This is a genomic window from Sporosarcina gallistercoris (assembly GCF_050459885.1).
In the GTDB taxonomy this organism is placed as follows: domain Bacteria; phylum Bacillota; class Bacilli; order Bacillales_A; family Planococcaceae; genus Sporosarcina; species Sporosarcina gallistercoris_A.
This window is the reverse complement of sequence record NZ_JBCMNO010000005.1, coordinates 327,554-352,846: the sequence shown is the minus strand read 5'-3', so window position 1 is coordinate 352,846 and position 25,293 is coordinate 327,554. Positions and strand designations below refer to the sequence as shown.

General features: G+C 45.5%; 28 protein-coding genes and 1 pseudogene. 19 read left to right on the top strand and 10 right to left on the bottom strand.

The features are described from left to right. Nucleotides 1-167: 167 nt before the first annotated feature. The 7 genes from ABE021_RS03785 (at nt 168) to ABE021_RS03755 (ending at nt 7,120) form a co-directional block, all read left to right on the top strand. Nucleotides 168-1,418 (top strand): DNA polymerase thumb domain-containing protein, encoded by a 1,251-nt coding sequence (locus ABE021_RS03785; RefSeq protein WP_430286901.1) that lies wholly within the window; start codon nt 168-170, stop codon nt 1,416-1,418. 31 nt (nt 1,419-1,449) lie between these two features. Next, nucleotides 1,450-1,782, top strand: coding sequence for a YolD-like family protein (locus ABE021_RS03780; RefSeq protein WP_430286899.1), 333 nt, complete (start codon nt 1,450-1,452; stop codon nt 1,780-1,782). Between the two features lie 80 nt (nt 1,783-1,862). Beyond that, nucleotides 1,863-3,629 carry an ABC transporter ATP-binding protein gene (locus ABE021_RS03775; RefSeq protein WP_430286897.1) on the top strand — a complete coding sequence of 589 codons (1,767 nt, stop codon included), beginning with the start codon at nt 1,863-1,865 and terminating at the stop codon, nt 3,627-3,629. Beyond that, complete coding sequence (locus ABE021_RS03770; protein WP_430286895.1) at nt 3,617-5,395, top strand: ABC transporter ATP-binding protein; 1,779 nt, start codon at nt 3,617-3,619, stop codon at nt 5,393-5,395. Before ABE021_RS03775 ends, ABE021_RS03770 begins: the two co-directional genes overlap by 13 nt. 149 nt (nt 5,396-5,544) lie before the next feature. Continuing rightward, nucleotides 5,545-6,255, top strand: coding sequence for a cytochrome c biogenesis CcdA family protein (locus ABE021_RS03765; RefSeq protein WP_430286893.1), 711 nt, complete (start codon nt 5,545-5,547; stop codon nt 6,253-6,255). Between the two features lie 20 nt (nt 6,256-6,275). After that, nucleotides 6,276-6,596: a thioredoxin family protein gene (locus ABE021_RS03760; RefSeq protein WP_430286891.1), complete on the top strand. Its 321-nt coding sequence runs from the start codon at nt 6,276-6,278 to the stop codon at nt 6,594-6,596. Continuing rightward, a complete protein-coding gene (locus ABE021_RS03755) occupies nt 6,593-7,120 on the top strand; it encodes a CcdC family protein (RefSeq protein ID WP_430286890.1) in 528 nt (175 codons plus the stop codon). Before ABE021_RS03760 ends, ABE021_RS03755 begins: the two co-directional genes overlap by 4 nt. Before the next feature lie 23 nt (nt 7,121-7,143). Here the strand turns inward: ABE021_RS03755 and ABE021_RS03750 are convergent, their stop codons facing one another. Further along, entirely contained in the window at nt 7,144-7,566 is a 423-nt protein-coding gene (locus ABE021_RS03750) for a DUF2621 domain-containing protein (RefSeq protein WP_191691638.1), read from the bottom strand. Between the two features lie 126 nt (nt 7,567-7,692). Between ABE021_RS03750 and ABE021_RS03745 the strand changes: the two genes are divergently transcribed. The 5 genes from ABE021_RS03745 (at nt 7,693) to ABE021_RS03725 (ending at nt 9,800) form a co-directional block, all read left to right on the top strand. Next, nucleotides 7,693-7,914, top strand: coding sequence for a hypothetical protein (locus tag ABE021_RS03745; RefSeq protein WP_430286889.1), 222 nt, complete (start codon nt 7,693-7,695; stop codon nt 7,912-7,914). Between the two features lie 25 nt (nt 7,915-7,939). After that, nucleotides 7,940-8,161, top strand: coding sequence for a DUF2922 domain-containing protein (locus tag ABE021_RS03740; protein WP_430286887.1), 222 nt, complete (start codon nt 7,940-7,942; stop codon nt 8,159-8,161). Nucleotides 8,162-8,284: 123 nt separating this feature from the next. Beyond that, a complete protein-coding gene (locus ABE021_RS03735) occupies nt 8,285-8,425 on the top strand; it encodes a YvrJ family protein (protein WP_430286886.1) in 141 nt (46 codons plus the stop codon). A gap of 109 nt (nt 8,426-8,534) precedes the next feature. Then, entirely contained in the window at nt 8,535-9,122 is a 588-nt protein-coding gene (locus tag ABE021_RS03730; protein ID WP_430286885.1) for an SCO family protein, read from the top strand. 24 nt (nt 9,123-9,146) lie between these two features. Then, entirely contained in the window at nt 9,147-9,800 is a 654-nt protein-coding gene (locus ABE021_RS03725; protein WP_430286884.1) for a lytic transglycosylase domain-containing protein, read from the top strand. Nucleotides 9,801-9,850: 50 nt separating this feature from the next. On the opposite strand, the gene ABE021_RS03720 is transcribed toward ABE021_RS03725, so the two are convergent. Beyond that, a complete protein-coding gene (locus ABE021_RS03720; protein WP_430286883.1) occupies nt 9,851-10,105 on the bottom strand; it encodes a GlsB/YeaQ/YmgE family stress response membrane protein in 255 nt (84 codons plus the stop codon). Nucleotides 10,106-10,229: 124 nt separating this feature from the next. Then, entirely contained in the window at nt 10,230-10,775 is a 546-nt protein-coding gene (locus tag ABE021_RS03715; protein ID WP_430286882.1) for a cysteine hydrolase family protein, read from the bottom strand. A gap of 211 nt (nt 10,776-10,986) precedes the next feature. Here ABE021_RS03715 and acnA point away from each other — a divergent pair, with 211 nt between their 5' ends. From acnA to ABE021_RS03700, 3 genes are all read left to right on the top strand, one after another. After that, a complete protein-coding gene (gene acnA / locus ABE021_RS03710; protein ID WP_430286881.1) occupies nt 10,987-13,698 on the top strand; it encodes an aconitate hydratase AcnA in 2,712 nt (903 codons plus the stop codon). A gap of 113 nt (nt 13,699-13,811) precedes the next feature. Then, the gene (locus ABE021_RS03705; RefSeq protein ID WP_430286880.1) at nt 13,812-14,237 is read left to right on the top strand and encodes an acyl-CoA thioesterase; all 426 of its coding nucleotides are present in this window, start codon (nt 13,812-13,814) and stop codon (nt 14,235-14,237) included. Nucleotides 14,238-14,671: 434 nt separating this feature from the next. Next, complete coding sequence (locus ABE021_RS03700) at nt 14,672-14,767, top strand: putative holin-like toxin (RefSeq protein ID WP_225217861.1); 96 nt, start codon at nt 14,672-14,674, stop codon at nt 14,765-14,767. A gap of 193 nt (nt 14,768-14,960) precedes the next feature. Here ABE021_RS03700 and ABE021_RS03695 read toward each other — a convergent pair whose 3' ends face one another. Continuing rightward, nucleotides 14,961-15,263: a HesB/YadR/YfhF family protein gene (locus tag ABE021_RS03695; RefSeq protein WP_430286969.1), complete on the bottom strand. Its 303-nt coding sequence runs from the start codon at nt 15,261-15,263 to the stop codon at nt 14,961-14,963. 38 nt (nt 15,264-15,301) lie between these two features. Further along, nucleotides 15,302-15,904 carry a glycerol-3-phosphate 1-O-acyltransferase PlsY gene (plsY, locus tag ABE021_RS03690; RefSeq protein WP_430286879.1) on the bottom strand — a complete coding sequence of 201 codons (603 nt, stop codon included), beginning with the start codon at nt 15,902-15,904 and terminating at the stop codon, nt 15,302-15,304. 217 nt (nt 15,905-16,121) lie between these two features. On the opposite strand from plsY, the gene parE reads away from it, so the two are divergent. The 3 genes from parE (at nt 16,122) to ABE021_RS03675 (ending at nt 21,886) form a co-directional block, all read left to right on the top strand. Then, nucleotides 16,122-18,095, top strand: a complete 1,974-nt coding sequence (parE, locus tag ABE021_RS03685) for a DNA topoisomerase IV subunit B (RefSeq protein ID WP_430286878.1) — start codon at nt 16,122-16,124, stop codon at nt 18,093-18,095. Then, on the top strand, nt 18,092-20,536 hold the full coding sequence (gene parC, locus ABE021_RS03680) for a DNA topoisomerase IV subunit A (RefSeq protein WP_430286877.1): 2,445 nt from the start codon (nt 18,092-18,094) through the stop codon (nt 20,534-20,536). Before parE ends, parC begins: the two co-directional genes overlap by 4 nt. A 117-nt stretch (nt 20,537-20,653) precedes the next feature. Then, nucleotides 20,654-21,886, top strand: a complete 1,233-nt coding sequence (locus ABE021_RS03675) for an MFS transporter (protein ID WP_430286876.1) — start codon at nt 20,654-20,656, stop codon at nt 21,884-21,886. A gap of 181 nt (nt 21,887-22,067) precedes the next feature. Here ABE021_RS03675 and ABE021_RS03670 read toward each other — a convergent pair whose 3' ends face one another. The 5 genes and pseudogenes from ABE021_RS03670 to ABE021_RS03650 all read right to left on the bottom strand — a co-directional run. Next, nucleotides 22,068-22,439 (bottom strand): rRNA methyltransferase, encoded by a 372-nt coding sequence (locus tag ABE021_RS03670; protein WP_430286875.1) that lies wholly within the window; start codon nt 22,437-22,439, stop codon nt 22,068-22,070. A gap of 110 nt (nt 22,440-22,549) precedes the next feature. Beyond that, the gene (locus tag ABE021_RS03665; RefSeq protein ID WP_430286873.1) at nt 22,550-22,984 is read right to left on the bottom strand and encodes a GNAT family N-acetyltransferase; all 435 of its coding nucleotides are present in this window, start codon (nt 22,982-22,984) and stop codon (nt 22,550-22,552) included. Nucleotides 22,985-23,064: 80 nt separating this feature from the next. Then, nucleotides 23,065-23,238: a hypothetical protein gene (locus tag ABE021_RS03660; RefSeq protein ID WP_430286972.1), complete on the bottom strand. Its 174-nt coding sequence runs from the start codon at nt 23,236-23,238 to the stop codon at nt 23,065-23,067. Nucleotides 23,239-23,260: 22 nt separating this feature from the next. Then, nucleotides 23,261-23,626 (bottom strand): ATP-binding cassette domain-containing protein, encoded by a 366-nt coding sequence (locus ABE021_RS03655; protein WP_430286872.1) that lies wholly within the window; start codon nt 23,624-23,626, stop codon nt 23,261-23,263. 36 nt (nt 23,627-23,662) lie between these two features. Next, a pseudogene (locus tag ABE021_RS03650) lies at nt 23,663-23,954 on the bottom strand (ABC transporter permease subunit); the annotation flags it as partial. Nucleotides 23,955-24,275: 321 nt separating this feature from the next. On the opposite strand from ABE021_RS03650, the gene ABE021_RS03645 reads away from it, so the two are divergent. After that, nucleotides 24,276-25,265 carry a substrate-binding domain-containing protein gene (locus tag ABE021_RS03645; protein ID WP_430286871.1) on the top strand — a complete coding sequence of 330 codons (990 nt, stop codon included), beginning with the start codon at nt 24,276-24,278 and terminating at the stop codon, nt 25,263-25,265. Nucleotides 25,266-25,293: the final 28 nt, after the last annotated feature.

Below are 25,293 nucleotides of genomic sequence, written 5' to 3'. Positions count from 1 at the left end.
ATGAAAGAATGGCAATTTCATGTCAGTTTACCAGTCGTCAAAAATAAATTTCCACGGATTACAGAGCGCAATCTCAATGTCTCACAACTATTGGAAGAGAATGGCTGTTGTATAACGGGTTTGTTCATCCTATAATAAGGGAACAAGTGTTCTTAGGAGGAGACATTATGAACCAACTGCCTGAGCGTAAAATTATTTGCATCGACATGCGCAGCTTCTATGCAAGTTGTGCCGCGGCTCTTGAAGGACTGGATGTAATGGAAACACCCATCGCGATCATCGGGAACAAAGAGCGTAAAGGAGGGGTGGTGTTAGCAGCATCCCCTCCTTTGAAAAGACGATTTGGCATTAAGACCGGGATGCGTCTTTTTGAAATCCCGGATGATCCGTCCATACGGCTGATTGAACCTACAATGGAATTTTATATACGAGTATCCATGGAAATCACTCATTTTTTGAACCAATATGTCCCGAAAGAAGCGATTCATGTATACAGCATCGATGAAAGCTTTATCAATTTGGATGGAACCGAGAAGCTCTGGGGACCTCCCGAAGAGACGGTCTCCCGTATCCAAGAGGGGTTGTTGCGTCAATTCCAGTTGCACTCTGCGTGCGGGATGGGTCCTAACATGCTGCTGTCCAAACTTGCGCTGGATCTGGAAGCGAAAAAAACGGGATTTGCATACTGGGGCTACAGTGATGTGCCGACTAAATTATGGCCTATCGCGCCGCTTAGTGAAATGTGGGGGATCGGGAGAAGAACTGAACATACGTTAAATGAAATGGGCATTTTCTCCGTTGGCGATCTCGCACACGCATCACTTGTTCGGCTGGAAGAGAAGTTCGGTGTTATGGGAAACCAACTCTATCATCATGCTCATGGAATCGATTTGTCTGATCTCGGTGCGCCGCTGGTTGAAGGGCAAATCAGCTATGGCAAGGGACAGATTCTTTTCCGGGATTATCATCTCCGTGAGGATGTGCTTGCAGTGGTGCTCGAAATGTGTGAAGACGTCGCAATGCGCGCCCGGGCGGCAAGGCGTGCCGGGCGGACGGTCCATTTATCAGTCGGCTACTCTAAAAACGCGTTAGGCGGCGGCTTCAGCCGTTCCAAGTCCATGCCGGAAGAGACGAATGACACGATGAAGATTTACAGGATCTGTATAGAACTGTTGGATACGTTTCACGATGGGCGGCCTGTCCGTCAACTGTCACTGAGCCTATCCAATCTAGTCGAGGAGCATTCGATGCAATTGAGCTTGTTTGACCAGCGCAAGTGGAAGACACGCAAACTGGGGGAAACGGTCGATGAGCTCCGCAGTAAGTATGGATCGACTGCCGTCTTACGTGCTGTGTCGTACACCGATGCAGGAACAGCCCGATATCGGGCGGGACTGATTGGCGGCCATGTGAAATGACAATAAGTTACGGGTGGAAGGAGGGGACACGATGCTGCGAGATCGCGGAAAGATCAAATGGACTGCACTGATGCTGCCCGAACACGTCGAGCGGTTGCGCGCATGGCAAGCAGAAGATGCGCAGCCGGTTAGAAGTAAACCTGACGAACAGCAGCTGGAGGAGTGGAATTACATCATTGCTGCTGCCATGGAGACCCATCAAGCCATCACCATCAAGCATTGGCAAATGGATAGGCCGGTGACGGAAGATTTTTATGTCCATTGTCTCGAACCCGAGAGAAAGCAGTTGCGCGTTGTAACGACGGATGGAGGGGCACGCGTTCTTTCTCTCCTCGATATCGAAACTATTTATGAAATCGGATAATTCGAAACAAATACTATCCGAAACGTGTAAGAATCTGCTAAACTATTCAAAGTCCTATTATAGATTGGCAGGGGAATCCATTGAACGTACTCATTCAACTCGGTTGGTTTTTTAAACAACGTAAAAAACAGTATACAATTGGAATTGCGGCACTTGTACTCGTTTCCATTTTGCAGTTGCTGCCTCCAAAAATCATCGGCTATATCGTCGATGACATTACGAAAGGAACGTTAACTGCCAACCAGCTGATAGAATGGCTGGTCATTCTTGCGATTGCAGGGGTCGCCATGTACGCATTCCGCTATCTTTGGCGCGTCATGATTTTCGGTTCATCAATTGTACTTGCACGGACAATCCGCAAGCAATTATTCGATCATTTTTTAAAGATGTCCCCGGCTTTTTATCAGAAACGCCGAGTCGGTAATTTAATGGCGCACGCTACGAATGATGTGAGTGCGGTTCAGCAAACCGCAGGCATGGGCGTGTTAACCCTCTTCGATTCGATTTTGACAGGTGGTTTCGTCATATTGACGATGGCAGTGACAATTAACTGGAAACTGACGCTTATTGCACTTATCCCGATTCCCCTCATGATTGTGTTAACGAGTTTTTATGGCAAATTGCTGCGCCGCCATTTCCGGACTGCTCAAGAAGCATTCTCCAGCATGAACGATAAGACACAAGAGAGCATCTCCGGTATGAAAGTCCTCAAAACGTTCGGACAGCAAAAGGAGGATATTGAAGATTTCAGGCAACTATCGGATGACGTGGTGGAGAAAAACATGCGGGTGGCCCGTATCGATGCCTTATTCGACCCTACAATCGGTGGAATCTTTGCGATTTCTTCCATTATTTCATTTGTCTTCGGTGCCCGTTTCATCCTGGCAGGGGACATGAGTGTTGGGGATATGGTTGCGTTCAGCACGTATCTCGGCCTCCTGACTTGGCCGATGCTTGCGTTCGGTTTTCTATTCAATATCGTAGAGCGCGGCAGTGCATCGTATACACGAATCCATGAATTATTGTCGGTCGATCCTGAAGTGAATGATGTGGAAGGTGCACTGGATGAACGGCCGAAAGGGGATCTTTCTGTCGATATTGACTCCTTTACGTTCCCGGGGGATCCGAAGCCCGCGCTTGTCGACATCCACTTTACGCTGCGGCAAGGTGAAACTCTCGGGATCGTTGGAAAAACCGGATCCGGAAAAACGGCTATTCTGAAATTGCTGTTACGAGAGTTCGATGACTATGAAGGCGTCATTTCGTACGGCGGACATTCCATTCACCAGTACAAACAACAGCGGCTGCGTGAATCGATTGGATATGTCCCTCAAGATCATTTCCTATTCTCCACAACGTTGGCGGAGAACATCGCCTTTACGAATCCGACCGTTCCGTCAGAAGAGATTCACCGCGCTGCACAGCTCGCACATATCCACGACGACATCGAAGGATTTTCTGAAGGATATCATACGATTGTGGGAGAGCGGGGAGTGTCTTTATCGGGAGGACAAAAACAACGGATATCCATTGCACGTGCCTTGCTCATGCAGCCCGAAATGCTTATTTTAGACGACTCCCTTTCAGCAGTGGATGCAAAGACGGAAGAAGCAATACTCCGTTCCTTGAAAGAAACACGTGGCGGGGAAACGACGATCATTACATCGCACCGGTTAAGTGCCATTCAACACGCGCACCTAATCCTTGTCATGGATGAAGGGACAATTGCAGAATCCGGTACCCATGCTGAATTAATGGCATTGAACGGGAAATATAGAGAGATGTACGACTTGCAGCAACTTGAAGCATCTGTAGAACAAGGAGGCGAGGCGGAATGGCCGAAGTGAAACAGAAAAAACTGTCCGCGCGTGGGCAATGGCAAGTATTAGTCCGGCTCTTGAAGTACTTGAAGCCTCACAAAGTGTCGCTTACGTTCGCGCTGCTACTCCTCGCACTCACGATTACGGGCAGCATCGTGAGTCCGCTTCTGATTCAATCATTCATCGACAACCATCTCGTCACATTGAATTTTGAGCGTGCGAGTATCATCCGGCTACTCGTGATCTATGTCGCCATTCAAGTGACAGTTGTTGTCATTTCCTATTTCCAGTCACTCCGCTTTCAACGGATCGCACTTAAAATCATCCAGCAATTGCGGATCGATGCATTTACTAAAGTACAAGGACTGGGAATGCGCTATTTCGATAAAACACCAGCCGGTGCAATCGTTTCTCGTGTGACGAACGATACGGAAGCGATAAAAGAAATGTTTGTGAGTGTGGTCGTCACGTTCTTGCAGGCGATTTTCGGAATCGTCGGTGTCTATATTGCACTGTTTTCACTAGATGCGGAACTGGCACTGTATTCCATGGTGTTATTGCCGCTATTCATGATTCTGATATCGGTTTATCGACATTACAGTGCAGACTTCTATCAAGATATCCGCGAGCGGCTTAGTCAATTGAACGGAAAGATCTCCGAGTCCCTCTCTGGGATGGGGATGATCCAAGCATTCCGCCAAGAAAAGCGGCTGGCAGATGAATTCGAATCGATCAACGACGGACACTATCGGGCAGGAATCCGGAATATCAAGTTCGACAGCATTTTACTTGGACCGTTCATTGACTTGCTCTATGCTGCAGCAGTAGTCTGTACGCTTGCATACTTCGGCTTCACCTCACTTTCAACCGCAGTGGATGTCGGTGTCATCTATGCGTTTACGACCTTGCTTAGCCGCCTGTTCCAACCCGTACAGCAAGTGATGAATCGGATGTCCATTTTCCAGCAGGCGCTTGTTTCAGCATCACGCGTTTTCATATTGATTGACGAACCGGACATGGAACCTGTGCAGCTAGAGGTAAAGGATGCAAAGATTACGGAAGGAACCATCACCTTCGATGGTGTCACATTTAGTTATGATGGCAAAACGGATGTATTGAAAGATATTTCATTCACCGCAAATGCAGGGGAAACCGTAGCATTGGTCGGCCATACCGGAAGTGGAAAAAGTTCAATCATCAACTTGCTCATGCGGTTCTATGAGTATGATCAGGGGGCCATCACCATTGATGGGCGTTCACTGAAGTCCTATCCAATGGAAGAATTGCGCAACAAAGTAGGGTTAGTCCTCCAAGATCCCTTCATGTTTTACGGAGACGTGGAGAGCAACATCCGTCTTCATAATGAAGCGATGACATCCGAGGAAGTCCGGGCAGCATCGGACTTTGTACAAGCAAACCGATTTATTGAGCAATTAGAAGGGAAGTATGCGCACAAAGTGATGGAGCGTGGAGCTACGTTGTCAAGCGGGCAGCGGCAGCTCATTGCATTTGCGCGCACGATGGCAGTGGATCCCAAAATCCTTGTACTCGATGAAGCGACCGCCAATATTGATACTGAAACGGAAATCGCAATCCAAGCCAGCCTGCAAAAGATGCGGAAAGGGCGGACTACGATTGCTATCGCACACCGGCTCAGTACGATTCAAGACGCAGAGCTGATTCTCGTGTTGCACCAGGGAGAGATCGCTGAACGAGGTACCCACCAGCAGCTTCTTAGTAGGAAAGGCCTCTATTATAAGATGTATCAGTTGCAGAATGGTCAAACCGCTTAAGATCAGATTGGTTCTAAAACCGTATGTGCCGTGCGTACATGCGGTTTTAAAAATGTGTCATAAACTGTTCACAGACAAAATGGACGTATTCGATGACGGGTTCTGATACGATGGAGAGGAAAAAGAAAAAATCTGGAGGGGGAAGTTCCTTGGCAACAGATGTGAACGTATTCCTGGCATTCGGTGCGGGCTTTTTAAGTTTCATTTCTCCGTGTGTACTGCCGCTGTATCCTGCATTCATTTCCTATATAACAGGAATGTCGATTGAAGACTTGCGCTCAGATAAGAAACGGATGAATCGAAATGGAATGTTACATACGCTATTTTTCCTTCTTGGATTTTCGGTGGTATTTATTTTCCTCGGGTTCGGCTCTTCGTTTATAGGTCGATTCTTTATCGAGTACATGGATCTCCTTCGCCAAATCGGTGCTATTTTCATCGTATTATTCGGTTTAATGGTAGTTGGAATCTTCACACCGAAGTTTTTAATGCAAGAACACAAACTGCAGTTTAAAAACCGCCCATCCGGCTACTTAGGATCTGCACTCATCGGACTTGCGTTTTCAGCAGGCTGGCAACCATGTATGGGGCCGATCATTGGGGCCATCATAGGGCTAGCGGCTGCTAATCCCGGTTCAAGTATGCTGTACATGATGACCTACGTCCTAGGATTCGCGATTCCATTCTTCGTGCTCTCCTTCTTCGTAACACGTCTTGGATGGATTCGTAGAAACAACCAGAAGATTATGCGCATTGGCGGAGCCTTTATGATCGTCTTCGGTATCGTACTGTTCTTCGATGGGATGACGTTCTTAATCAGCTTGCTCAGTCCCATTTTCGGAGATTTCCAAGGCTTTTGACCATCAAGGAGGATTGAACAGTGAACGAAGTGAAGTCTTTTAAAGCATGGCAAGAACTTTTAACACAGCAAGAAGCGCTGCTGCTATTCGTGAAAACAGATCATTGTTCAGTTTGTGAGGGGCTATATCCGCAAGTGGAGAGACTTACTGAACAGTATCCATTTCCATTCTTTTATGTAAATGTCGCGAAAGTGCCGGAAATGGCAGGGCAGCTTTCGTTGTTTACAGCACCGGTTGTCTTGTTATTCAGACAAGGTAAAGAAACAGCCCGGTTTGCGAGGTTTGTTCCGTTGGAGCAACTTCAAAAACGGTTGGACGAGCTGAAGGAGGCGTGCGGATGAGTCAACTCCAAGAGCTAGTTGATGTGGTTTTCAACAAAATCCCGTCCGTCTATTTAATCGTCGGCTCGACGGTCGCATTTTTCTTCATGGGAATCTTAGCGTTCTTTGTCCGTTCCAAAGCGGCGGAACGCCCAATTTCTCCGGTACGTATCGTACTGCCGCCCTTATTCATGTCTTCCGGGATGCTTATGTTTTTGTTCACACAATTCCAAGTACCACGGAGTCAGGTGATCGAAGCTGCGGCTGTTGGACTGCTGTTTTCAACGATCTTGATTGCGACGACAAATTTCGAACAGAAAAATGGCCTTTTGTACGTCAAGCGATCGAAAGCGTTCATCTTCATTTTAGCGGGCCTATTAATTTTCCGACTGGTCGCGAAACTGATTCTAAGCAGCTCCATTGACGTCGGGGAACTTGCTGGCATGTTCTTCATCCTAGCATTTGCGATGATTGTCCCATGGCGCATCGGTATGCTCATCAAGTACAACAAACTAAAAAAAAGAGAGAGACTCTCGGTCAAATGACCAGGTCTCTCTCTTTTTTTTTGTCAGAAAAGATGCTCATATGGAGTCATGTCGACATCCATAGTTGTCAGCTTCTTGCGTAAGAATTTGTGATCGCGTTTCGGCGTTGCCACGATGTACCCACGGATGATGTGGTCAAATTCAATGGTTTTCGCATGCTCATCGAGTGCAATTTGACCGATACGACCTGCGATCTTCTGTTTTGCTACTGGTCGGAAAAGTTCAGGGACGGGCTGGACGAGTTCATTCAGCAATCCCTTCGCTTCGTCATTCCATAGATGAAGCGAGCGATCCACGTAGTACTCTTCCCAGTCCAATGTCGACTTGCCATCTTCTTTGGGGAAGACTTTAAGGAACTTGCGGAACATGAAAAATCCACCAATCGCGAACAAACCGATTAATACGATACACCAAAATACAATAAACCAGATAAACCAGCCTGGCATAATACGTTCACCTCTTTAGGACTCTCTACGCTATCAATTGTACCCGTAAACTTAAAAACTTTCACGAACATTGTATCCTTTTCTGCAAGTTTCGTCTATCTAGACTGTGAAAGGAGGGGAACGCACATGGCAGCAGCACTCGAGTTTCAAACAGCAGTCGGTAAGATTTTCTACAATGCAGGCTCAACACCCGATGGACGTCTCATCCGTAAGTCGCAAACTTACCGCTTCATTGAACAAAACGCAACACCGGCCAACCTGCAGATTGCACTATCTTCACTTGGCCAACTGTCCGCAATGACAGTCATGTCTTATGAAAAAATCGTGACATCTGAAATCACGGACTAACTAACAAAAGAGGGGGAATTCACAAATGGCACTCACACTTCAACTCGTATTTACAAAGTCCGATGGAAAGGATTTTGTCCTAACGGTCGATGAGCCGCGTCCAGGAGTCACACCGGCTGAAGTCCAGGCCGCAATGGAGCGGGTCATTGCATCCGGTGTGTTCAAAAAGGATGGGGATGTCCTGACGGCTGTGAAAAGCGCTCGCATTATCGATCGATCGGTGAACGACCTGTTCAGCAGCAAATAATACGGTAATCGAAAGTGAGCCGGTCCCTCGTCAGCTGACAGGGGCCGGCTTTTTATCCTTCAGCACTTCACTGTATGTATTCAAGCCAAACGACAGCAACAAACTTTAAAGGAGGCGAATGTGATGGAACAATTGTTGGAACAGACGATGGGATTCATCCAGGACGTGGGTTTCCCAGTATTTGTTTCCTTCTATCTGCTCCACCGCCTGGAAGCGAAACTGGAAGCGATCCACGGAGCGCTCGTTACACTAAAAGTGAAGTAGTTTTCACATAACCGACAAACAAACGCCAAACAACGCATGGATCCACGGTTGTTTGGCGTTCGTGTGTCCGATATGATAAAGTTAACACATTAGGTTTGGGGGAAGTGCATTGAAGAAAAAGGCATTAGTTTTTGGCGTAATCATGATGGCTCTTGTGGTGAGTGCATGCTCCGGCGGGTTTAAAGCAGACCATCATTACAGCATCGCGCCATTCGAATTCACGAACCAAAACAATGAAAAGGTCTCATTAGATGATTTGAAAGGTGAAATCTGGCTAGCCCAGTTTGTCTTCACCACCTGTACGAGTGTCTGTCCACCGATGATGTCCAATATGGCGGAACTCCAAGAGAAAATAGCTGATAAAGGGATTGAAGACTACAAAATTGTATCCTTCAGTGTAGATCCTGATGTCGATACCCCGGAAAAACTAGGTGCATACTTAGAAAGTTTCAGTGTTCCGGATTCATCTAAATGGGAAATGCTTACGGGATATTCAATGGAAGACATTAGCGATCTTGGCGTGAAATCCTTTAAAATGCCAGTTATTGACGATCCGAATTCAGACCAAGTGATACACGGTTCCCGCTTTGGATTAGTCGATAAAGAAGGAAAAGTCGTCAAATCCTATCCAGGTTATGAAGACGTTCCGTTCGAAACCATCGTGAAAGATATGAAAGCCCTAAGTAAACAAGACTAAATCGTACAGAGAGGAGAGGGACGAGTGAAAAAAAAGAAACGCAGACTAACGGCGAAAGCTAAACTATTGGTAATCGCACTGCTTATTCCTGTGTCAGTCGTCCTGTTCACCTTAACCGCGATTATCTGGACAAGCATCCGTCATCCAGATGTCATTCAAAAATCCGCCAGCACGTTGATGGATTTGTCGGATCGACATGGTGGATTGACCATTCCCGATGAGTATATCCCCATTTATAAGGAAGCAGCAGAAGAGTATGGCATTCCGTGGACATTACTTGCGGCACATCACCGGGTGGAAACCCGTTTTTCCACTATGAAAACTATGGTTTCTCCAACAGGAGCAGAAGGTCATATGCAATTCATGCCGTGTACATTCGTTGGATGGAGCTATCCCGGCTGCAAAGATTTAGGAAAAGGGAATATTCCAGAAGACGATAAAACCAACCTTGACGTGATTGCAAAATATGGGGGATACGGGGTCGATGGAAATGGCGATGGAATTGCCGATCCGTACAACTTGGAAGATGCCATCTTTAGCGCAGCGAACTACTTATCGCAAAGCGGGGCGGCAGATGGACAAATCGAGAAGGCCATTTTCCACTATAATCATAGTGATAAATACGTAGAAGACGTGCTCTGGTTTTTTGAAGAATACGAATCACAACAAACCAAATAAGCGCAAAAGAAAGAGGACTCCGCTAATTTGCGAAGTCCTCTTTCTTTTTGTTAGGCTGCTTTACGCATTGCTTTCATAATCAGGCTGACAATGAATACAAGAACGACAGCACCGATGATTGCTGGTACGAGATAGAAGTCGGAAACTTTAGGTCCCCAAGAGCCAAGCAGCATTCCGCCAACCCATGCTCCTACGATACCTGCAATAATATTACCGATAATTCCGCCTGGGATATCTTTCCCTAAAATAAGTCCGGCAAGCCAACCAATAATTCCGCCGATGATTAAGAACCAAATGAAACTCATTTGAAAACATCTCCTTTTTGTTAATATAATATGTCTGTTCTAGTAAGTATAATAACCGTAAATGACCTACTTGAAACATATTTGCTGAAATTGTTTGCATAGAATAATCGAGTTTTACACAAACTTATCGAATTATGGTTGCCCCCAGTGTATTTTCGAAATGGCGCAATGCCCAATCATGTCCTGCAGCATCGAAGCTTGCCACACCCCGTTCATGAATTACAGTTGAAAATCCTTTATTATAGGCATCTACAGAAGTATGTAAAATGCAGATATCAGTACAGACGCCTACCAGGTGGATTTCTTGAATGCCACGTGCTCGCAGCCAAATTTCAAGCTCTGTCCCAGCGAATGCACTGTATCGGGTTTTATCCATCCAATGAATTGAATCGCGGTTGTCTTCATAAAATTGTTTGAGCGTTCCAAATGGCTCTCTTCCAGCAGTTCCACGCAGATTATGCGGAGGGAATAGACGTGATTCCGGATGGTGGGGATCATTCAGGTCGTGCACGTCCACTGCAAATACAACAGCGTCCCCTTGATCGACAAACTCTTTAGTCAGTCGCTCGATATATCCTTCCAGCGCAATACCTGGTGCTCCACACGTCAACGCTCCATCTTCTGCAACAAAGTCTTCCGTATAGTCAATAACCAATAACGCTTTCTTCAACTTCAGCACTCCCTCTCCCAATTATGATTCCATTATGCACAGACCACCAAAGAATATGCATCTATTTATCTTCCAAACTATCAATCGTGTTTACTTATGGATTACTATAAATTTAATGTAATTTACTTATAGACTTTGCTGTTATATGATGGAGTAGAGAAAAGACGCTTATTTATAGAGCCTTTTCAGTACGTAAAGGAGGAATTCAGCAATGACAAAGAGCAATTTTCATAACAGCCGCTCGTCGTTTGATCTGAACGGTAAAACGTATAACTATTACCGCATTGGAGCAATTGAAGAAGCGGGTATTGCAAAGGTCTCAAGACTACCTTACTCGATCAAAGTACTGTTAGAATCTGTCCTGCGCCAACATGATGGATATGTCATCCAAGACAATCATGTAAACAACCTGGCAAAATGGGGCAAGGACGCTGAAGCGGATGCTGAAGTACCATTCAAGCCATCCCGCGTAATCCTGCAAGACTTCACTGGCGTACCAGTTGTCGTCGATTTGGCATCTCTTCGTTCCGCAATGGCGGAAATGGGTGGAGATCCGGATAAGATCAACCCCGAAATTCCTGTAGACCTCGTTATTGACCACTCGGTTCAAGTTGACAGCTACGGAACATCCGATGCATTACAGAAAAACATGGAACTCGAATTTGAACGGAATGCTGAGCGTTACCAGTTCTTAAGCTGGGCACAAAAAGCATACGACAATTACCGTGCTGTTCCGCCAGCAACTGGTATCGTTCACCAAGTGAACCTTGAGTACTTGGCAAGCGTTGTCCATGCGATTGAAAACGAAGATGGAACATTCGAAACGTATCCGGATACGCTTGTCGGAACCGACTCCCATACAACGATGATCAACGGAATCGGCGTACTCGGATGGGGCGTTGGCGGAATTGAAGCTGAAGCAGGAATGCTTGGACAGCCATCTTACTTCCCGATTCCACAAGTTATCGGTGTGAAGTTGACGGGTGAATTACCAAACGGTACCACTGCAACAGACCTTGCACTAAAAGTGACGCAAACATTGCGTGCACATGGTGTAGTTGGTAAGTTCGTCGAGTTCTTCGGACCAGGAGTTCCACAATTACCACTGGCTGACCGCGCGACAATCGCGAACATGGCTCCGGAGTATGGTGCAACTTGTGGTTTCTTCCCAGTCGACGAAGAATCACTCAACTATATGAGACTAACTGGCCGTGATTCGGAACATATCGATGTCGTGAAAAAATACTTGCAAGAAAACGACATGTTCTTCTCAACGGATAAGGAAGATCCAATTTACACAGAGTGCATCGAAATCGATTTGACTCAAGTAGAAGCGAACCTTGCTGGACCGAAACGTCCTCAAGACATGATTCCACTTTCAGACATGAAGCGTGAATTCAACGACGCGGTTGTTGCACCTGAAGGCAACCAAGGGTTCGGACTTACGCCGAAAGAAATGAAGAAGAGCGGTACAATCGAGTTCGCAAACGGTACGAAAATGGAAATGAAAACAGGCGATCTAGCGATTGCAGCCATCACTTCATGTACCAATACATCGAATCCGTACGTTATGCTCGGTGCAGGACTCGTCGCTAAAAAAGCGGTTGAGCTCGGATTGACACCACCTGCATATGTGAAAACTTCACTCGCACCAGGTTCAAAAGTCGTTACAGGTTACTTGCAAGAATCAGGGCTCGACAAGTATCTCGACCAAATCGGTTTCAACACAGTTGGATATGGTTGTACAACATGTATCGGTAACTCCGGTCCATTGCTTCCGGAAATCGAGAAAACAATCGCTCAAAACGACTTACTTGTATCATCCGTTCTCTCGGGTAACCGGAACTTCGAAGGACGAATCCACCCTTATGTGAAAGCGAACTACTTGGCTTCACCGCCACTAGTTGTTGCTTATGCACTCGCGGGTACGGTGAATATCGACTTCAAGAAAGAACCGATCGGTAAAGACAAAGACGGCAAAGATGTATTCTTCAAAGACATCTGGCCATCGACAGAAGAAGTGAAGGCCATGATCGAGAAAACGGTCACTCCTGAACTCTTCCGTAAAGAATATGCACGCGTGTTCACTGAAAACGAAGCTTGGAATGCGATTGAAACAACAGATGAAGCATTGTATGATTTCGATGACAAGTCAACATATATTCAAAACCCGCCATTCTTCGAAGGTCTTTCAAAAGAACCTGAAGATATCGGAGCTTTAAAAGACTTGCGCGTTGTCGGTAAATTCGGCGACTCGATTACGACGGACCACATTTCACCAGCAGGTGCCATCGGTAAAGATACACCAGCAGGCCTCTACTTGCGCGAAAACGGCGTAGAGCCACGTTACTTCAACTCATATGGTTCCCGTCGTGGTAACCATGAAGTCATGATGCGCGGTACGTTTGCGAATATCCGTATCCGTAACCAAATCGCAAAAGGTACAGAAGGCGGCTATACAACTTACTGGCCAAACAAAGAAATCATGCCAATCTATGACGCTTGCATGAAGTACCAACAAGATGGTACAGGTCTTGCTGTCATTGCTGGTAAAGACTATGGAATGGGCTCTTCACGTGACTGGGCTGCGAAAGGGACATCTCTTCTCGGCATTAAGACCGTTATCGCGGAAAGCTACGAGCGGATCCACCGTTCAAACCTTGTGATGATGGGTGTTCTTCCTCTTCAATTCGTGAATGGACAAAGTGCAGCATCTCTTGGATTAACAGGAGAAGAAGCAATCAGCGTCAACATCGCAGAAGGCGTTAAGCCACGCGACATCTTGAAAGTGACTGCTACTGCTGCAGATGGCACTGTAACGGAATTCGATGCGCTCGCGCGTTTCGATTCAGAAGTCGAAATCGACTACTACCGTCACGGCGGCATTCTTCAAATGGTACTTCGCGACAAGATGAAAGCTTAATCATAATCGATAAACCCCCTTGCTGATTCAGTTCAGCAAGGGGGTTTTTAATCGTTGCGGCTGATTTTTTTAATGGACTTTTGTATACTTGCTATGTAGAAGAGGTGAGATTTATGTTTGTCAGTGAAAAAGAAATTGAAATTCGGTATGCAGAGACCGACCAGATGGGGGTTGTCTATCACGCGAACTATTTAGTCTGGATGGAAATCGGACGAACGCAGCTTATCGAAGATCTCGGGTTCACGTATGCCGGACTTGAAGCGGAAGGCTATTTATCGCCAGTCACAGATCTATCCATCAAATACAAGGCTTCCATGCGTTATGGCGAGACAGCCATTGTCCGTACATGGATCGAATCCCACGGAAAATTGCGCACGACCTATGGCTATGAAATCTTGCATGCAGATGGTAAGGTGGCGGCAACCGCGACTTCGGAGCACGTCGTTGTAAGAAAAGACACATTCCGACCGGTTTCGCTTCGAAAGATCGATCCTGTATGGGATGCAAAGTATGTCGAAATCGCAAAAAGAGTCGATTGATCGAAGAAAAGGCTTCCCCGAGTACTCAGGAAGCCTTTTAAATAATGGGGAGTCATAGGGAAATGGAGAAACCGCTCATAAATTATGAAATGTGATCATAACTCCGCGAATCCGCTCATAAATCATGAAATGTGATCATAATTCCGCGAATCCGCTCATAAATCACCAAATCTGATCATAACTCGGTAGTTCCGCTCATACCCCAGCAATCCGCTCACCACATTTAACCACAAAAAAACACCTCGCAAACCTAATCGAGGTGTTTCATAAGTAAAATATGCCCTTAATAAGCCATCCGGAACATATGTACGAGCTATGAAAATATGTTATAATCAAGCATGTACTAGAATAGCACGAGCTCATAGGCGGTTCGCAGACCTGCAATCCCAATTTCCTGAAAGCAACTTTAATCAGGACGGGAGGAGGTGATGCGTATGACACCATATGAAGCATTGAGTCTCATGATCGGATTTGGAAGTTTGATCGTGACCATTCTTGCTTTGTCATATACTTTTTCAAGAAAAAAGTAAACCGCCCATGAGCCTCCAAGCAATGGAGCGGTTTACTTCGCACTATGCGATTCGCCTTTGAAGCGAACGCTATTCTATTACAAGGCCAAGAGGATCATCACATCTTCTTGGTCTTTTTACACTATCCATTTTTCAAGCCTATTATACCAAAAGAAGAATTGTCTGTCTAGTCAAGGCGATCAGCGAAGACCTGTCAGACTGACTCAGACTTCACATAATCGTACTCCAGTTCTCCTAAGTCGCTATTCACCCCGACGTGTAAATCATGGCCATCAAAGTACCAGAGATCGCGAGTTTCGATGTAGTAACGGACCTCATCCGAAACGGTTTCGACTCCCACTTCATCCGGCTGTTCCCGAATGACGCCTAACGAAAATCCTTCATGCAGCGGACTGCTGCCGCCATATCTTGCGAAAAATCGTATGGAATCGCCGGACTCGACATCCATCTCTTCAACAAACCACTGAGTTGCTTCGTCTGAAATGCGTATAGTCATCATTGAAAACCCGCCTTCCTATGATGCCTTTGATTATATTACAACCACTTCACTTTTGGCTCGGTTCCAGCTTTGATCCGTGCAATATTGTCGCGGTGGCGATAGAAGATGAACGCGCCCATCAAGACAATCACCAGCTCCAAATAGATATCCCCTGTAATGAAATAATAAATAATCCCATAAATAGCACCCATGACTGCGACAATCATCGAGGTGAGTGACACCATCTTCGTAAGTTTCAAAGCAATTACGAAAGTAAGGACGACGAGGACGAAAATCGGCCAGCTGTAACCGAGCAACACACCACCTGAAGTCGCAACAGCTTTTCCACCTTTGAACTTCGCAAAAACAGGAAACATATGGCCGACCACCGCAACGACACCAACGACTAAAGGATGTATATGGGTATTTGCAAAATAAGGTGAAAATGCTAAAAGTACGGCAGCTGTACCCTTTAGAATATCAAACACAGTAACCGCGATTCCCGCTTTTTTGCCGAGAACGCGGAATGTATTGGTAGCCCCCATATTTCCGCTTCCGTGTTCCCGGATATCCGTTTTATAAAACAGTTTTCCGATCCAAAGTGCAGATGGGAGAGAGCCTATTAAATATGCAAGTACCAGTAATAAAATGATTTCCATGACAAGCCCCTCCGTGAAAAATTATGTATCTCTTTCATTTTAGCAGAACAGGTACCGAACGACAATTGCGGATAAATCCTGTGAGGCCAGTCATTGCATTAAAAGGTTTTCTTCTATACAATTATTTAAGCAAAGCGCCAACGTGTCTTGTTGACATGGGAAATTCGGCGGCGTATCATTGGATAAATAAGAACATTTGTTTGATGGAGGTTTCATCTTGACGAAACAAAAAGAATTGAATGTGTATAATGATGATTCAATCCAAGTGCTTGAAGGCTTGGAAGCAGTACGCAAACGTCCGGGGATGTATATCGGTTCGACAGATGGAAGAGGATTGCATCACCTGGTATTTGAAATTGTAGATAACGCCGTGGATGAAGCATTAAGCGGATTCGGATCCGAAATAAATGTCACGATCCACTCAGATAACAGCATCAGCGTACGCGATTATGGACGAGGTATGCCAACAGGAACCCATAAAACCGGAAGACCGACGACCGAAATCATATTAACTGTCTTACACGCCGGTGGGAAGTTCGGCCAGGGCGGCTATAAGACGAGTGGCGGACTTCACGGAGTCGGGGCTTCTGTCGTGAATGCGCTTTCTGAATGGTTGGATGTCATCATTCATCGGGATGGACAGATATTCAAGCAGCGTTTTGAACAGGGTGGGAAACCCGCGACAGGCCTTGAAGTTATCGGGAAAACGAAAGAAACAGGTACCACGATTCACTTCAAACCCGATCCCACGATTTTTTCAACGACTAAATACCAATATGACATTCTTGCAGAGCGCTTGCGAGAGTCCGCTTTCTTGTTAAAAGGACTCAAAATCATCCTGACAGAAGAGAGTACGGAAAAATCCGAAACCTTTTTTTATGAAACAGGCATTAAAGCGTTTGTCGCTTATTTGAATGAAGAAAAGGACACGCTTCATGAAGTCGCTTATCTTGAGGGCGAAGCAGACGGAATAGAAGTGGAGTTTGCGTTCCAATTCAACGATGGCTATTCAGAGACCATCCTGTCGTTTGTCAATAACGTTCGTACAAAAGATGGCGGGACGCATGAAACCGGTGCAAAAACAGCCATGACGCGGATATTCAATGAATATGCGAGGAAAACAGGCTTACTGAAAGAAAAAGACAAGAATTTAGATGGCTCTGATATCCGGGAAGGAATCGCAGCTATCGTTTCTGTGCGGATTCCTGAAGAGATTTTGCAGTTTGAAGGCCAAACAAAAGGGAAGCTCGGCACAAGTGAAGCACGAACGATAACCGATGCTGTCATTTCACAGCATTTGCTGTATTTCTTGGAAGAAAACGCGGAATTGAGCGCGAACCTGATCCGCAAGGCTGTGCGTGCACACCAGGCGCGCGATGCAGCCCGTAAAGCACGTGAAGACGCGCGGTCGGGTAAGAAGCGGAAGAAAGGCGACACACTCCTTTCCGGTAAGCTGACGCCCGCACAGTCCAGAAATGCAAAAAAGAACGAACTGTACCTTGTCGAGGGTGATTCGGCTGGCGGTTCTGCAAAGCAAGGGCGGGATCGGACGTTCCAAGCGATTTTGCCACTGCGCGGTAAAGTCATCAATACGGAAAAAGCGAAACTTGAAGATATCATGAAGAACGAAGAGATCAATACGATCATCCATGCGATCGGCGCAGGTGTCGGGGCTGACTTTACGATTGAAGATGCAGCATACGATAAAGTCATCATCATGACAGATGCCGATACAGATGGAGCACACATCCAAGTGCTCTTACTGACATTCTTTTACCGCTATATGAAACCACTTATAGAAGCTGGGAAAGTCTTCATTGCGCTACCTCCTCTTTACAAAGTGTCAAAAGGCATCGGTAAAAAAGAAAAAGTGGAATACGCGTGGACTGAGCGGGATCTAGGTGCTGCGACAAACAAAATCGGCAAAGGGTATATGCTTCAGCGTTATAAGGGATTAGGGGAGATGAATGCGGGACAGTTATGGGATACAACCATGAATCCTGAAACACGCACACTCATCCGGGTCACGATTGAAGATGGAGCACAATCCGAGCGGAGGGTCACGACGTTAATGGGCGACAAAGTCGAACCGCGCCGCCGTTGGATCGAGAGCAATGTCGACTTCAGTCTAGAAGAAGGAAGCACCATATTGGAAAACGAATTCCTGCATGTTGAGGAGGAAGTGGAATGACCGCAACAGAACGCTTTCAGGATCTCCCATTAGAGGAAGTCATCGGTGATCGTTTTGGCCGATACAGTAAATATATAATTCAAGATCGCGCATTACCCGATGCACGGGACGGCTTAAAGCCGGTACAACGACGCATCCTGTACGCGATGTATAACGAAGGCAATACACACGAAAAAGCGTTCCGTAAATCCGCCAAAACGGTTGGTAACGTAATCGGTAACTATCATCCACACGGAGACTCCTCCGTGTATGAAGCGATGGTCCGGATGAGTCAAGAATGGAAACTGCGTCATTTGATGGTGGAAATGCATGGAAACAACGGTTCGGTCGATGGGGATTCTGCCGCTGCCATGCGTTATACAGAGGCGCGTCTTTCTTCGATTGCTGGTGAAATGTTACGTGACCTCAACAAAGAGACCGTGGATTTCATCCCGAACTTTGACGATACAGAACCGGAACCAACCGTTCTGCCTGCTCGTTTCCCTAACTTGCTCGTCAATGGATCTACAGGAATTTCTGCTGGGTACGCAACAGACATCCCACCTCATGCACTCCATGAAGCGATTGATGCGGTACTCATGCGGATGGATAATCCTGAAGCTACAGTGGATGAACTGATGACCGTGCTGAAAGGTCCTGATTTCCCTACTGGGGGGATCATCCAAGGTACGGACGGCATTAAAGCGGCATATGAAACAGGTAAAGGACGTGTCATTGTCCGCTCCAAATCGGAAATCGAGCAGTTGAAAGCCGGTAAATCTCAAATTGTCATTAGTGAAATTCCATATGACGTCAATAAGGCCAACCTCGTGAAAAAGATGGACGAGCTGCGTGTTGATCGCAAGCTGGACGGCATCGCGGAAGTCCGTGACGAGTCAGACCGTACAGGATTACGGATTGTTATCGAACTGAAAAAAGACATCGATGGTGAGCCGATTTTACGTTATTTATTGAAACACACAGATTTGCAAGTCGCGTATAACTTCAATATGGTCGCCATTTCGGATAGACGTCCTAAACTGATGTCACTTCCTATGTTGCTGGATGCCTATATCGGGCATCAGAAAGACGTAGTCACTCGACGCTCACAATTCGACGTAAGAAAGGCACAAGATCGCCTACATATCGTAGAAGGTCTGATGAAAGCACTCTCCATTTTGGATGAAGTCATTCAGACAATCCGCAGTTCCAATGATAAGCGGGATGCGAAGAATAACTTGATCAGCCATTTCGAATTCTCGGAGGTCCAAGCGGAAGCGATCGTTTCTTTGCAACTGTATCGTCTGACGAATACGGATATCACGGAGTTGAAACAAGAGGAAGAAGCATTGCGTAAACTGATCGAAGAACTCAATGCCATTCTAACCAGCCCCACTAAGCTGTCGCGTGTGATTCAAAAAGAATTGCATGCAGTACGTAAGCAGTTTGCGGAACCTCGTAACTCTGTAATCGAAGAAAAGATCGAGGAATTGAAAGTCGATCTTGATATTCTGATTCCAAGTGAGGAAGTGGTCGTTTCAGTCACGAAAGAGGGGTATGTAAAGCGCACAGGCTTGCGTTCCTATAGTGCCTCGAATGGCGCTGGGATGGCCATGAAGGATTCCGACTATCCGATACTCGAGCAAACCATGAACACACAACATCATTTGCTGCTGTTCACATCACTCGGGAATTACATTTATCAACCGGTTCATGAACTGCCTGATATCAAATGGCGGGATCTTGGACAGCACATTTCAAGTATTGTATCGCTTGAGCCAAGTGAGTCGATTGTGGCGGCGCTCGGTTTGGAAAAATTTGATGATATCCACTCAGTCCTAACAATATCAGCTAACGGGTTTGTGAAACTATCGAAGTTAGCAGATTTCCACGTTCAGCGCTTTGGTCGTGCTTACAAAGGGATGAATGTCAAAAAAGGGGATAGGTTGCTAGATGCTCGCCTCGTCAAGGGCAGTGAAGACGCCATTCTTGTGACCCATCAGGCATATGTTTTGAGGTTCCCGCTCAGTGATGTCGGGACGACTGGCGTTCGAACAGGTGGCGTCAAGGGCATTAACTTGAAACCTGAAGACCATGTTGTTTCCATGGAAGTCATCACAGACAGTTCAGCATCGATCGTTGTCGCAACACAGCGCGGAACCGTGAAACGAACAGCATTAAAAGAGATTGAAGTCGGTTCAAGAGCTCAACGGGGAATAATGATCCTAAAAGAGCTGAAGAAGAATCCATATCGAGTAATCGGTGCTAAGATCGCAGGATCTACTGAAAAACTCATACTTACAACCGCAAAAGATATAAAAACTGAAATCGAACCAGGCAGCCTAAGATTGTCAGATCGACACTCCAACGGAAGCGCAATATCGGATGAAACGAAAAACGGGGCAGCGACTCGCTTGTATTACGAACCTACTGCCAAAACTGATAAACCGACAACCAAATAAAATGCTAGCTATATGATAAAAAGCACATGGGACTAATAAAATTCCCGTGTGCTTTTTGTGTTTCTATCGTATAATAGTTCGGAAAGCGAATTATCGACAGAGAAAGTGGGAGGGTGTATGTGGAAAAATCGCAATGTTTGGATCATTCTATCCGGTGAATTGATCGCAGGGATCGGGCTATGGACCGGTATCATTGGAAATTTGGAGTTTATGCAAGAAAAAATACCTTCCGACTTTGTGAAAGCAATGATTCTATCAGTCGGGTTATTGGCAGGGATTCTAGTGGGGCCGTTAGCCGGTAAAATCATAGATCAACAAGCGAAGAAGCGCATATTGGTTCTAGCGGGTGCAGGACGTCTCATCAGTGTTGTCTTCATGCTAATCGCCATTGCAACGGGTTCTGTGTGGTGGATGATTGCATTTGTTGTCAGCATTCAACTTGCAGCCACATTTTACTTCCCGGCGTTACAAGCAGCAATTCCACTCGTTGTGAAGGACGATGACCTACTGACGATGAATGGGATGCACATGAATGTAGCGACCATTGCACGGGTTTCAGGGACCGCTTTAGCAGGAGTCCTATTAGTCTACTGGTCCTTATCGTCACTTTATTGGATTTCAATCATTGCGTATGTCGTCCTACTCGTCTTCACTTTCATGCTGCGGATAGATGAAGGGGAGGGGAATGAGGCCGTTGTGAAAACGGAAGGCGCTAAAGGTGGCTTCATGGAAGTCTTTCCAGTACTGAAAGCGTATCCCGCAGTCGGTATGACGCTAGTGATGACACTGATTCCGCTATTATTTTTAGGCTCTTTTAATTTAATCGTCATCAACATTAGTGAAATTCAGGATTCAGCGTCAATAAAAGGATTGATTTATACATGTGAAGGTGTGGCGTTCATGATCGGCTCATTTGCCGTGAAGAAAATCGCCTTGAAATGGCGAACAACGATCATACTATTTTTCTTTGCAAGTATGGTGGCTGTTGCTGAATTCTTATTATTCTTCGCACAAAGTCAACTATTCACCTTAGCAGCATTTACAGTGCTGGGATTCAGTTTAGGCTGCTTTTTCCCAACAGCTATGGTGATTTTCCAGAAACAGATGCCGAAAGCGTACCACGGACGATTTTTCTCATTCCGCAACATGTTGGAGAGAGTCGTATTCCAGGTGGTTTTACTAGCGACCGGGGCGTTCCTGGACATTGTCGGACTGCATGTGATGGTTGTCGTATTTGGCGTCATCAGCATCAGTTTGACGGCGGTATTTTTCTTGCAAATGAAACAGCGCAAGATTCAGCTGGAAGAGCCAGTTGCTGCAGATACAATCATTCCAGCAAAAAGTGTCTAAGTGAATGAAAAAATATAAAACCCACAAAAAACGCGACTTTTTTTGCTGAAGTCGCGTTTTATGAATTTCTCCGTAACAGCTGAAATTCACTGTTATATCTCACTATCCTAAGTATACTTATAAGTGATACGTAGCTTCCTATAATATATATTATGACGGGGGCGTTAAAGGAAAGCAACAATTATTCGATCCGATATCTATGTTGCCCTGCTTTTGCCCGTTCTACATCTATAAACTGCACACCATACTCAATCACGTCGTTCATATACAATTTATGGTCACTCGCTAGCGCCCTTATACTCTCCAGCAACTGCTTATCATATGTCGTCTTATATTGAATCCGATCCTTAGGACGCGTTTCTTTGTTAAATAGGATTGTTTCTTGCTGCAAAACGACCTTCAGTCCATCTTCAAGTAAATAATTTACAAACGTTCCGTGCTGATCTGCCAGCTGTTTCAACTGATCCAGGATTTCTTGGCTAATCGACGTTCTGAACTTCACACGCGTTTCGTCTGTAGTTTGTCTCAGCATTCCATCTTCATTGATCCACATACATCGAACAACTCCTTCGTCAATAGTAAAACCGGCAGATTTAAAGGCTCTGCCGGCTGTTCGCATCTTTGTTCGCATACCCGTAAAATCGGCACTTTTGCTGAATTAAGTTAAAATTCCTTTTTGAATACAACACTCACTTTGCTATAGTGCATTTTTTCTTCATAAAAACGGTGAGCACTGGTACGTTGCAGTCCTGAAGATAACGCAATCGATTCGTAATTATGTGTTTTCCCCCATTGCTCAACATGTGTCAGCAACTTATCGCCATACCCTTTAGATCGTGCTGATTTGTCTGTAACTAAGTCACATACCCAAAGCGAGCGCCCGTAATAGAGAGTGATCATCGGTTTAAAGCCGATTACGGCTTTTAACTTGCCATTATCCCGTAATCCGAGCATCTGGTACCGTTCTTTCGCTCCAGACTCATACACGAGTTCCAAATACTCTTCTTGGTCCAAATGGGTGCGGAGCTGATTCATAATGGGAAAAGCCTCAATCAGTTCTTCTTCCGTCGTCAGTGGAACAATTGCAATTTCATTCAAAGGAATCGCCTCCGAAACCCTGTTGCTTAGTTCACAAGGGTTTCTTTCATTGTTCCATGACTCTCATTGACAATCAAGCCCTATTTCAAATGAAGGACCCGATCGTCTACCTTTTCAGCTTCTGAACGGCTATCCGTCACAACAATGAATGGGATTTTCCATAACTCATTTTGACACTCTAATCGTATTTCTTCGTCCAAAGCGGATAAGGGTTCATCCAACAATAGCAAATCCGGTTTGGTGGCAAGCGCCATGGCTAGAGCGACCCGTTGTTTCTCACCACCGGAAATCTGGTTGTGAGGTTTTGCTCGATGGTGCACCAGTCGTCGCAGAAACCTGTTTATGAATGCCATAGTGATTATTACGCTCAACTGTCATATGAGGAAAGAGCGCATAATCTTGAAATACGTATCCATTATTGCGGGAGCGAGCGGATAAAGAGTGCTTCTTTCCTTCAAAAAAACTCTTCTCGTTCAATGTCATCGTTCCGCTGTCCGGTTCAGCAAGTCCGGCAATTGCTTGTAAAATAGACGTTTTCCCAGCTCCTGAAGAACCAGCCAGAACGATGATTTCGTTATGTGCTTGTAAACTGACATCCAGCTCTAAGTGATCGAGATGTTTCTGAATCGAAACTTGCAACATCGAATCATCCACCTATCGTGTTTCAGATGTAAATCGTTACAAATTGTGTTTTCTCCACCAGTTCAACCATAGAATTGTACTGAATCCGAGCGCAGTAATTATAACCACCCAGAATGTCGCTGTCTCCATCTTCCCCGCTTCCACAGCAAAGTAGATCGCCATAGGAATGATGTCTGTCTTCACTGGTATATCCCCTAAGTCCCCGGGCAAAGAAAAGGACAAGTCCCGCCAATAACCCAGGCCAGGCACGCGGAAAAGTGATGGTTCTGAAAATCCGCCACTCAGAAGCACCCAACGTCCGCGCCGCATCCCCTAACCTATCGTCTAAACTATCTAAATGCTGCAGCTGCAACTTGTTCTGTTGAAGGATCTCCGTCTCTCTTAGAAAAACCGACTGGAATCACCACTCACACAGCCAACATCATCTTGAGAAAGTATTTTTTGAATTACCTCTCTCCTATCCAACTATACATATTTATAACTAGTTATATCTATTTATCATTTATTATAACTATTTATAACATAATATAACTATATCTATCTATATATAATTAAATAATTCTAATTATTATCCGTTATGTCTTTTTATGTCTATTGCAAAAATTCTAAAAATATAGGAAGATGGAAGAAAGAAATGGAGGATTGTTATATGCATTCACAAGACAAAATTTCATATACGACTGAAGATCTCGCTGACTTGCTTCAAGTCTCTAAGCTAACCGTATATGACCTTATAAAGAAAGGAGAAATCGTTGCTTATCGGGTCGGGCGACAAATGCGGATTGACGCTTCCGACTTTGCAGCTTACAAAGACCGCATGAAAGGCGGAACCGATCGTTCTAGTGTGAAACAGAGCAATCCTGATGAAAAAGAACCAGAACCTTTTGTACCGAAGGAGGCGTCCAATCCCCCTCTCTCGCAACCTCGTACATTGCAGCAAGTAATCATTAGCGGACAGGATGTTGTATTGGACTTATTAGCAAACGCAATCACCGCCACATCCAGAAACTATCGAACGCTACGTGCCCATACCGGCAGTTTGAACAATTTGTTTTCACTCATTCAAGGAGAATCGGATATAGTCAGTACGCACCTTTTCGATGGAGATACAGGTTCTTATAACATCCCTTATATCCGAAGGATTTTAATCGGACGTGAATTTACGGTGGTTCACTTACTCTCCCGTTCAGCCGGTTTTTACGTCCAGTCAGGAAATCCGAAAAACATTACGAGTTGGCGTGATTTGAATCGCAGCGATCTACAAATCGTCAATCGCGAACTAGGTTCCGGGATACGAGTATTAATGGATGAACGTCTGCGGTTGGAAGGCGTTTTGCCAAAGACGATTTCTGGTTATAGGAATATAGAAATGACACACTTGGCTGTCGCAAGCAAAGTAGCTGCCGGAGAAGCGGATGTCGGTGTAGGCATTGAAAAGATGACTGACTTGGTTAACGTCGATTACATCCCCATGACAGTGGAACAATATGACTTAGTCATGCTCAAACATGAAGATAACATCACATTACGCGAGACAGTACTGGACATTTTACAATCGGAGTCCTTTAAGAAAGAGCTCGCCACACTAAATGGATATGACTTTTCACGAATGGGACAAATTTTATACGACACTCCTTAAAACACTCTCCTCTCTTCGAAAAGAGTGT

Bases quoted from the DNA above. Each gene is read 5' to 3' on its own strand.
- ABE021_RS03720 (WP_430286883.1), bottom strand. From the start codon at position 10,105: ATGAGTTTCATTTGGTTCTTAATCATCGGCGGAATTATTGGTTGGCTT.
- ABE021_RS03660 (WP_430286972.1), bottom strand. From the start codon at position 23,238: ATGGCGCTTGCCACCAAACCGGATTTGCTATTGTTGGATGAACCCTTA.
- ABE021_RS03645 (WP_430286871.1), top strand. From the start codon at position 24,276: ATGCATTCACAAGACAAAATTTCATATACGACTGAAGATCTCGCTGAC.
- ABE021_RS03700 (WP_225217861.1), top strand. From the start codon at position 14,672: ATGACACCATATGAAGCATTGAGTCTCATGATCGGATTTGGAAGTTTG.
- acnA (WP_430286881.1), top strand. From the start codon at position 10,987: ATGACAAAGAGCAATTTTCATAACAGCCGCTCGTCGTTTGATCTGAAC.
- ABE021_RS03735 (WP_430286886.1), top strand. From the start codon at position 8,285: ATGGAACAATTGTTGGAACAGACGATGGGATTCATCCAGGACGTGGGT.
- plsY (WP_430286879.1), bottom strand. From the start codon at position 15,904: ATGGAAATCATTTTATTACTGGTACTTGCATATTTAATAGGCTCTCTC.
- ABE021_RS03745 (WP_430286889.1), top strand. From the start codon at position 7,693: ATGGCAGCAGCACTCGAGTTTCAAACAGCAGTCGGTAAGATTTTCTAC.
- ABE021_RS03755 (WP_430286890.1), top strand. From the start codon at position 6,593: ATGAGTCAACTCCAAGAGCTAGTTGATGTGGTTTTCAACAAAATCCCG.
- ABE021_RS03655 (WP_430286872.1), bottom strand. From the start codon at position 23,626: ATGTTGCAAGTTTCGATTCAGAAACATCTCGATCACTTAGAGCTGGAT.
- ABE021_RS03770 (WP_430286895.1), top strand. From the start codon at position 3,617: ATGGCCGAAGTGAAACAGAAAAAACTGTCCGCGCGTGGGCAATGGCAA.
- ABE021_RS03705 (WP_430286880.1), top strand. From the start codon at position 13,812: ATGTTTGTCAGTGAAAAAGAAATTGAAATTCGGTATGCAGAGACCGAC.
- ABE021_RS03675 (WP_430286876.1), top strand. From the start codon at position 20,654: ATGTGGAAAAATCGCAATGTTTGGATCATTCTATCCGGTGAATTGATC.
- ABE021_RS03785 (WP_430286901.1), top strand. From the start codon at position 168: ATGAACCAACTGCCTGAGCGTAAAATTATTTGCATCGACATGCGCAGC.
- ABE021_RS03750 (WP_191691638.1), bottom strand. From the start codon at position 7,566: ATGCCAGGCTGGTTTATCTGGTTTATTGTATTTTGGTGTATCGTATTA.
- ABE021_RS03780 (WP_430286899.1), top strand. From the start codon at position 1,450: ATGCTGCGAGATCGCGGAAAGATCAAATGGACTGCACTGATGCTGCCC.
- ABE021_RS03740 (WP_430286887.1), top strand. From the start codon at position 7,940: ATGGCACTCACACTTCAACTCGTATTTACAAAGTCCGATGGAAAGGAT.
- ABE021_RS03670 (WP_430286875.1), bottom strand. From the start codon at position 22,439: ATGTGGATCAATGAAGATGGAATGCTGAGACAAACTACAGACGAAACG.
- parC (WP_430286877.1), top strand. From the start codon at position 18,092: ATGACCGCAACAGAACGCTTTCAGGATCTCCCATTAGAGGAAGTCATC.
- ABE021_RS03695 (WP_430286969.1), bottom strand. From the start codon at position 15,263: ATGACTATACGCATTTCAGACGAAGCAACTCAGTGGTTTGTTGAAGAG.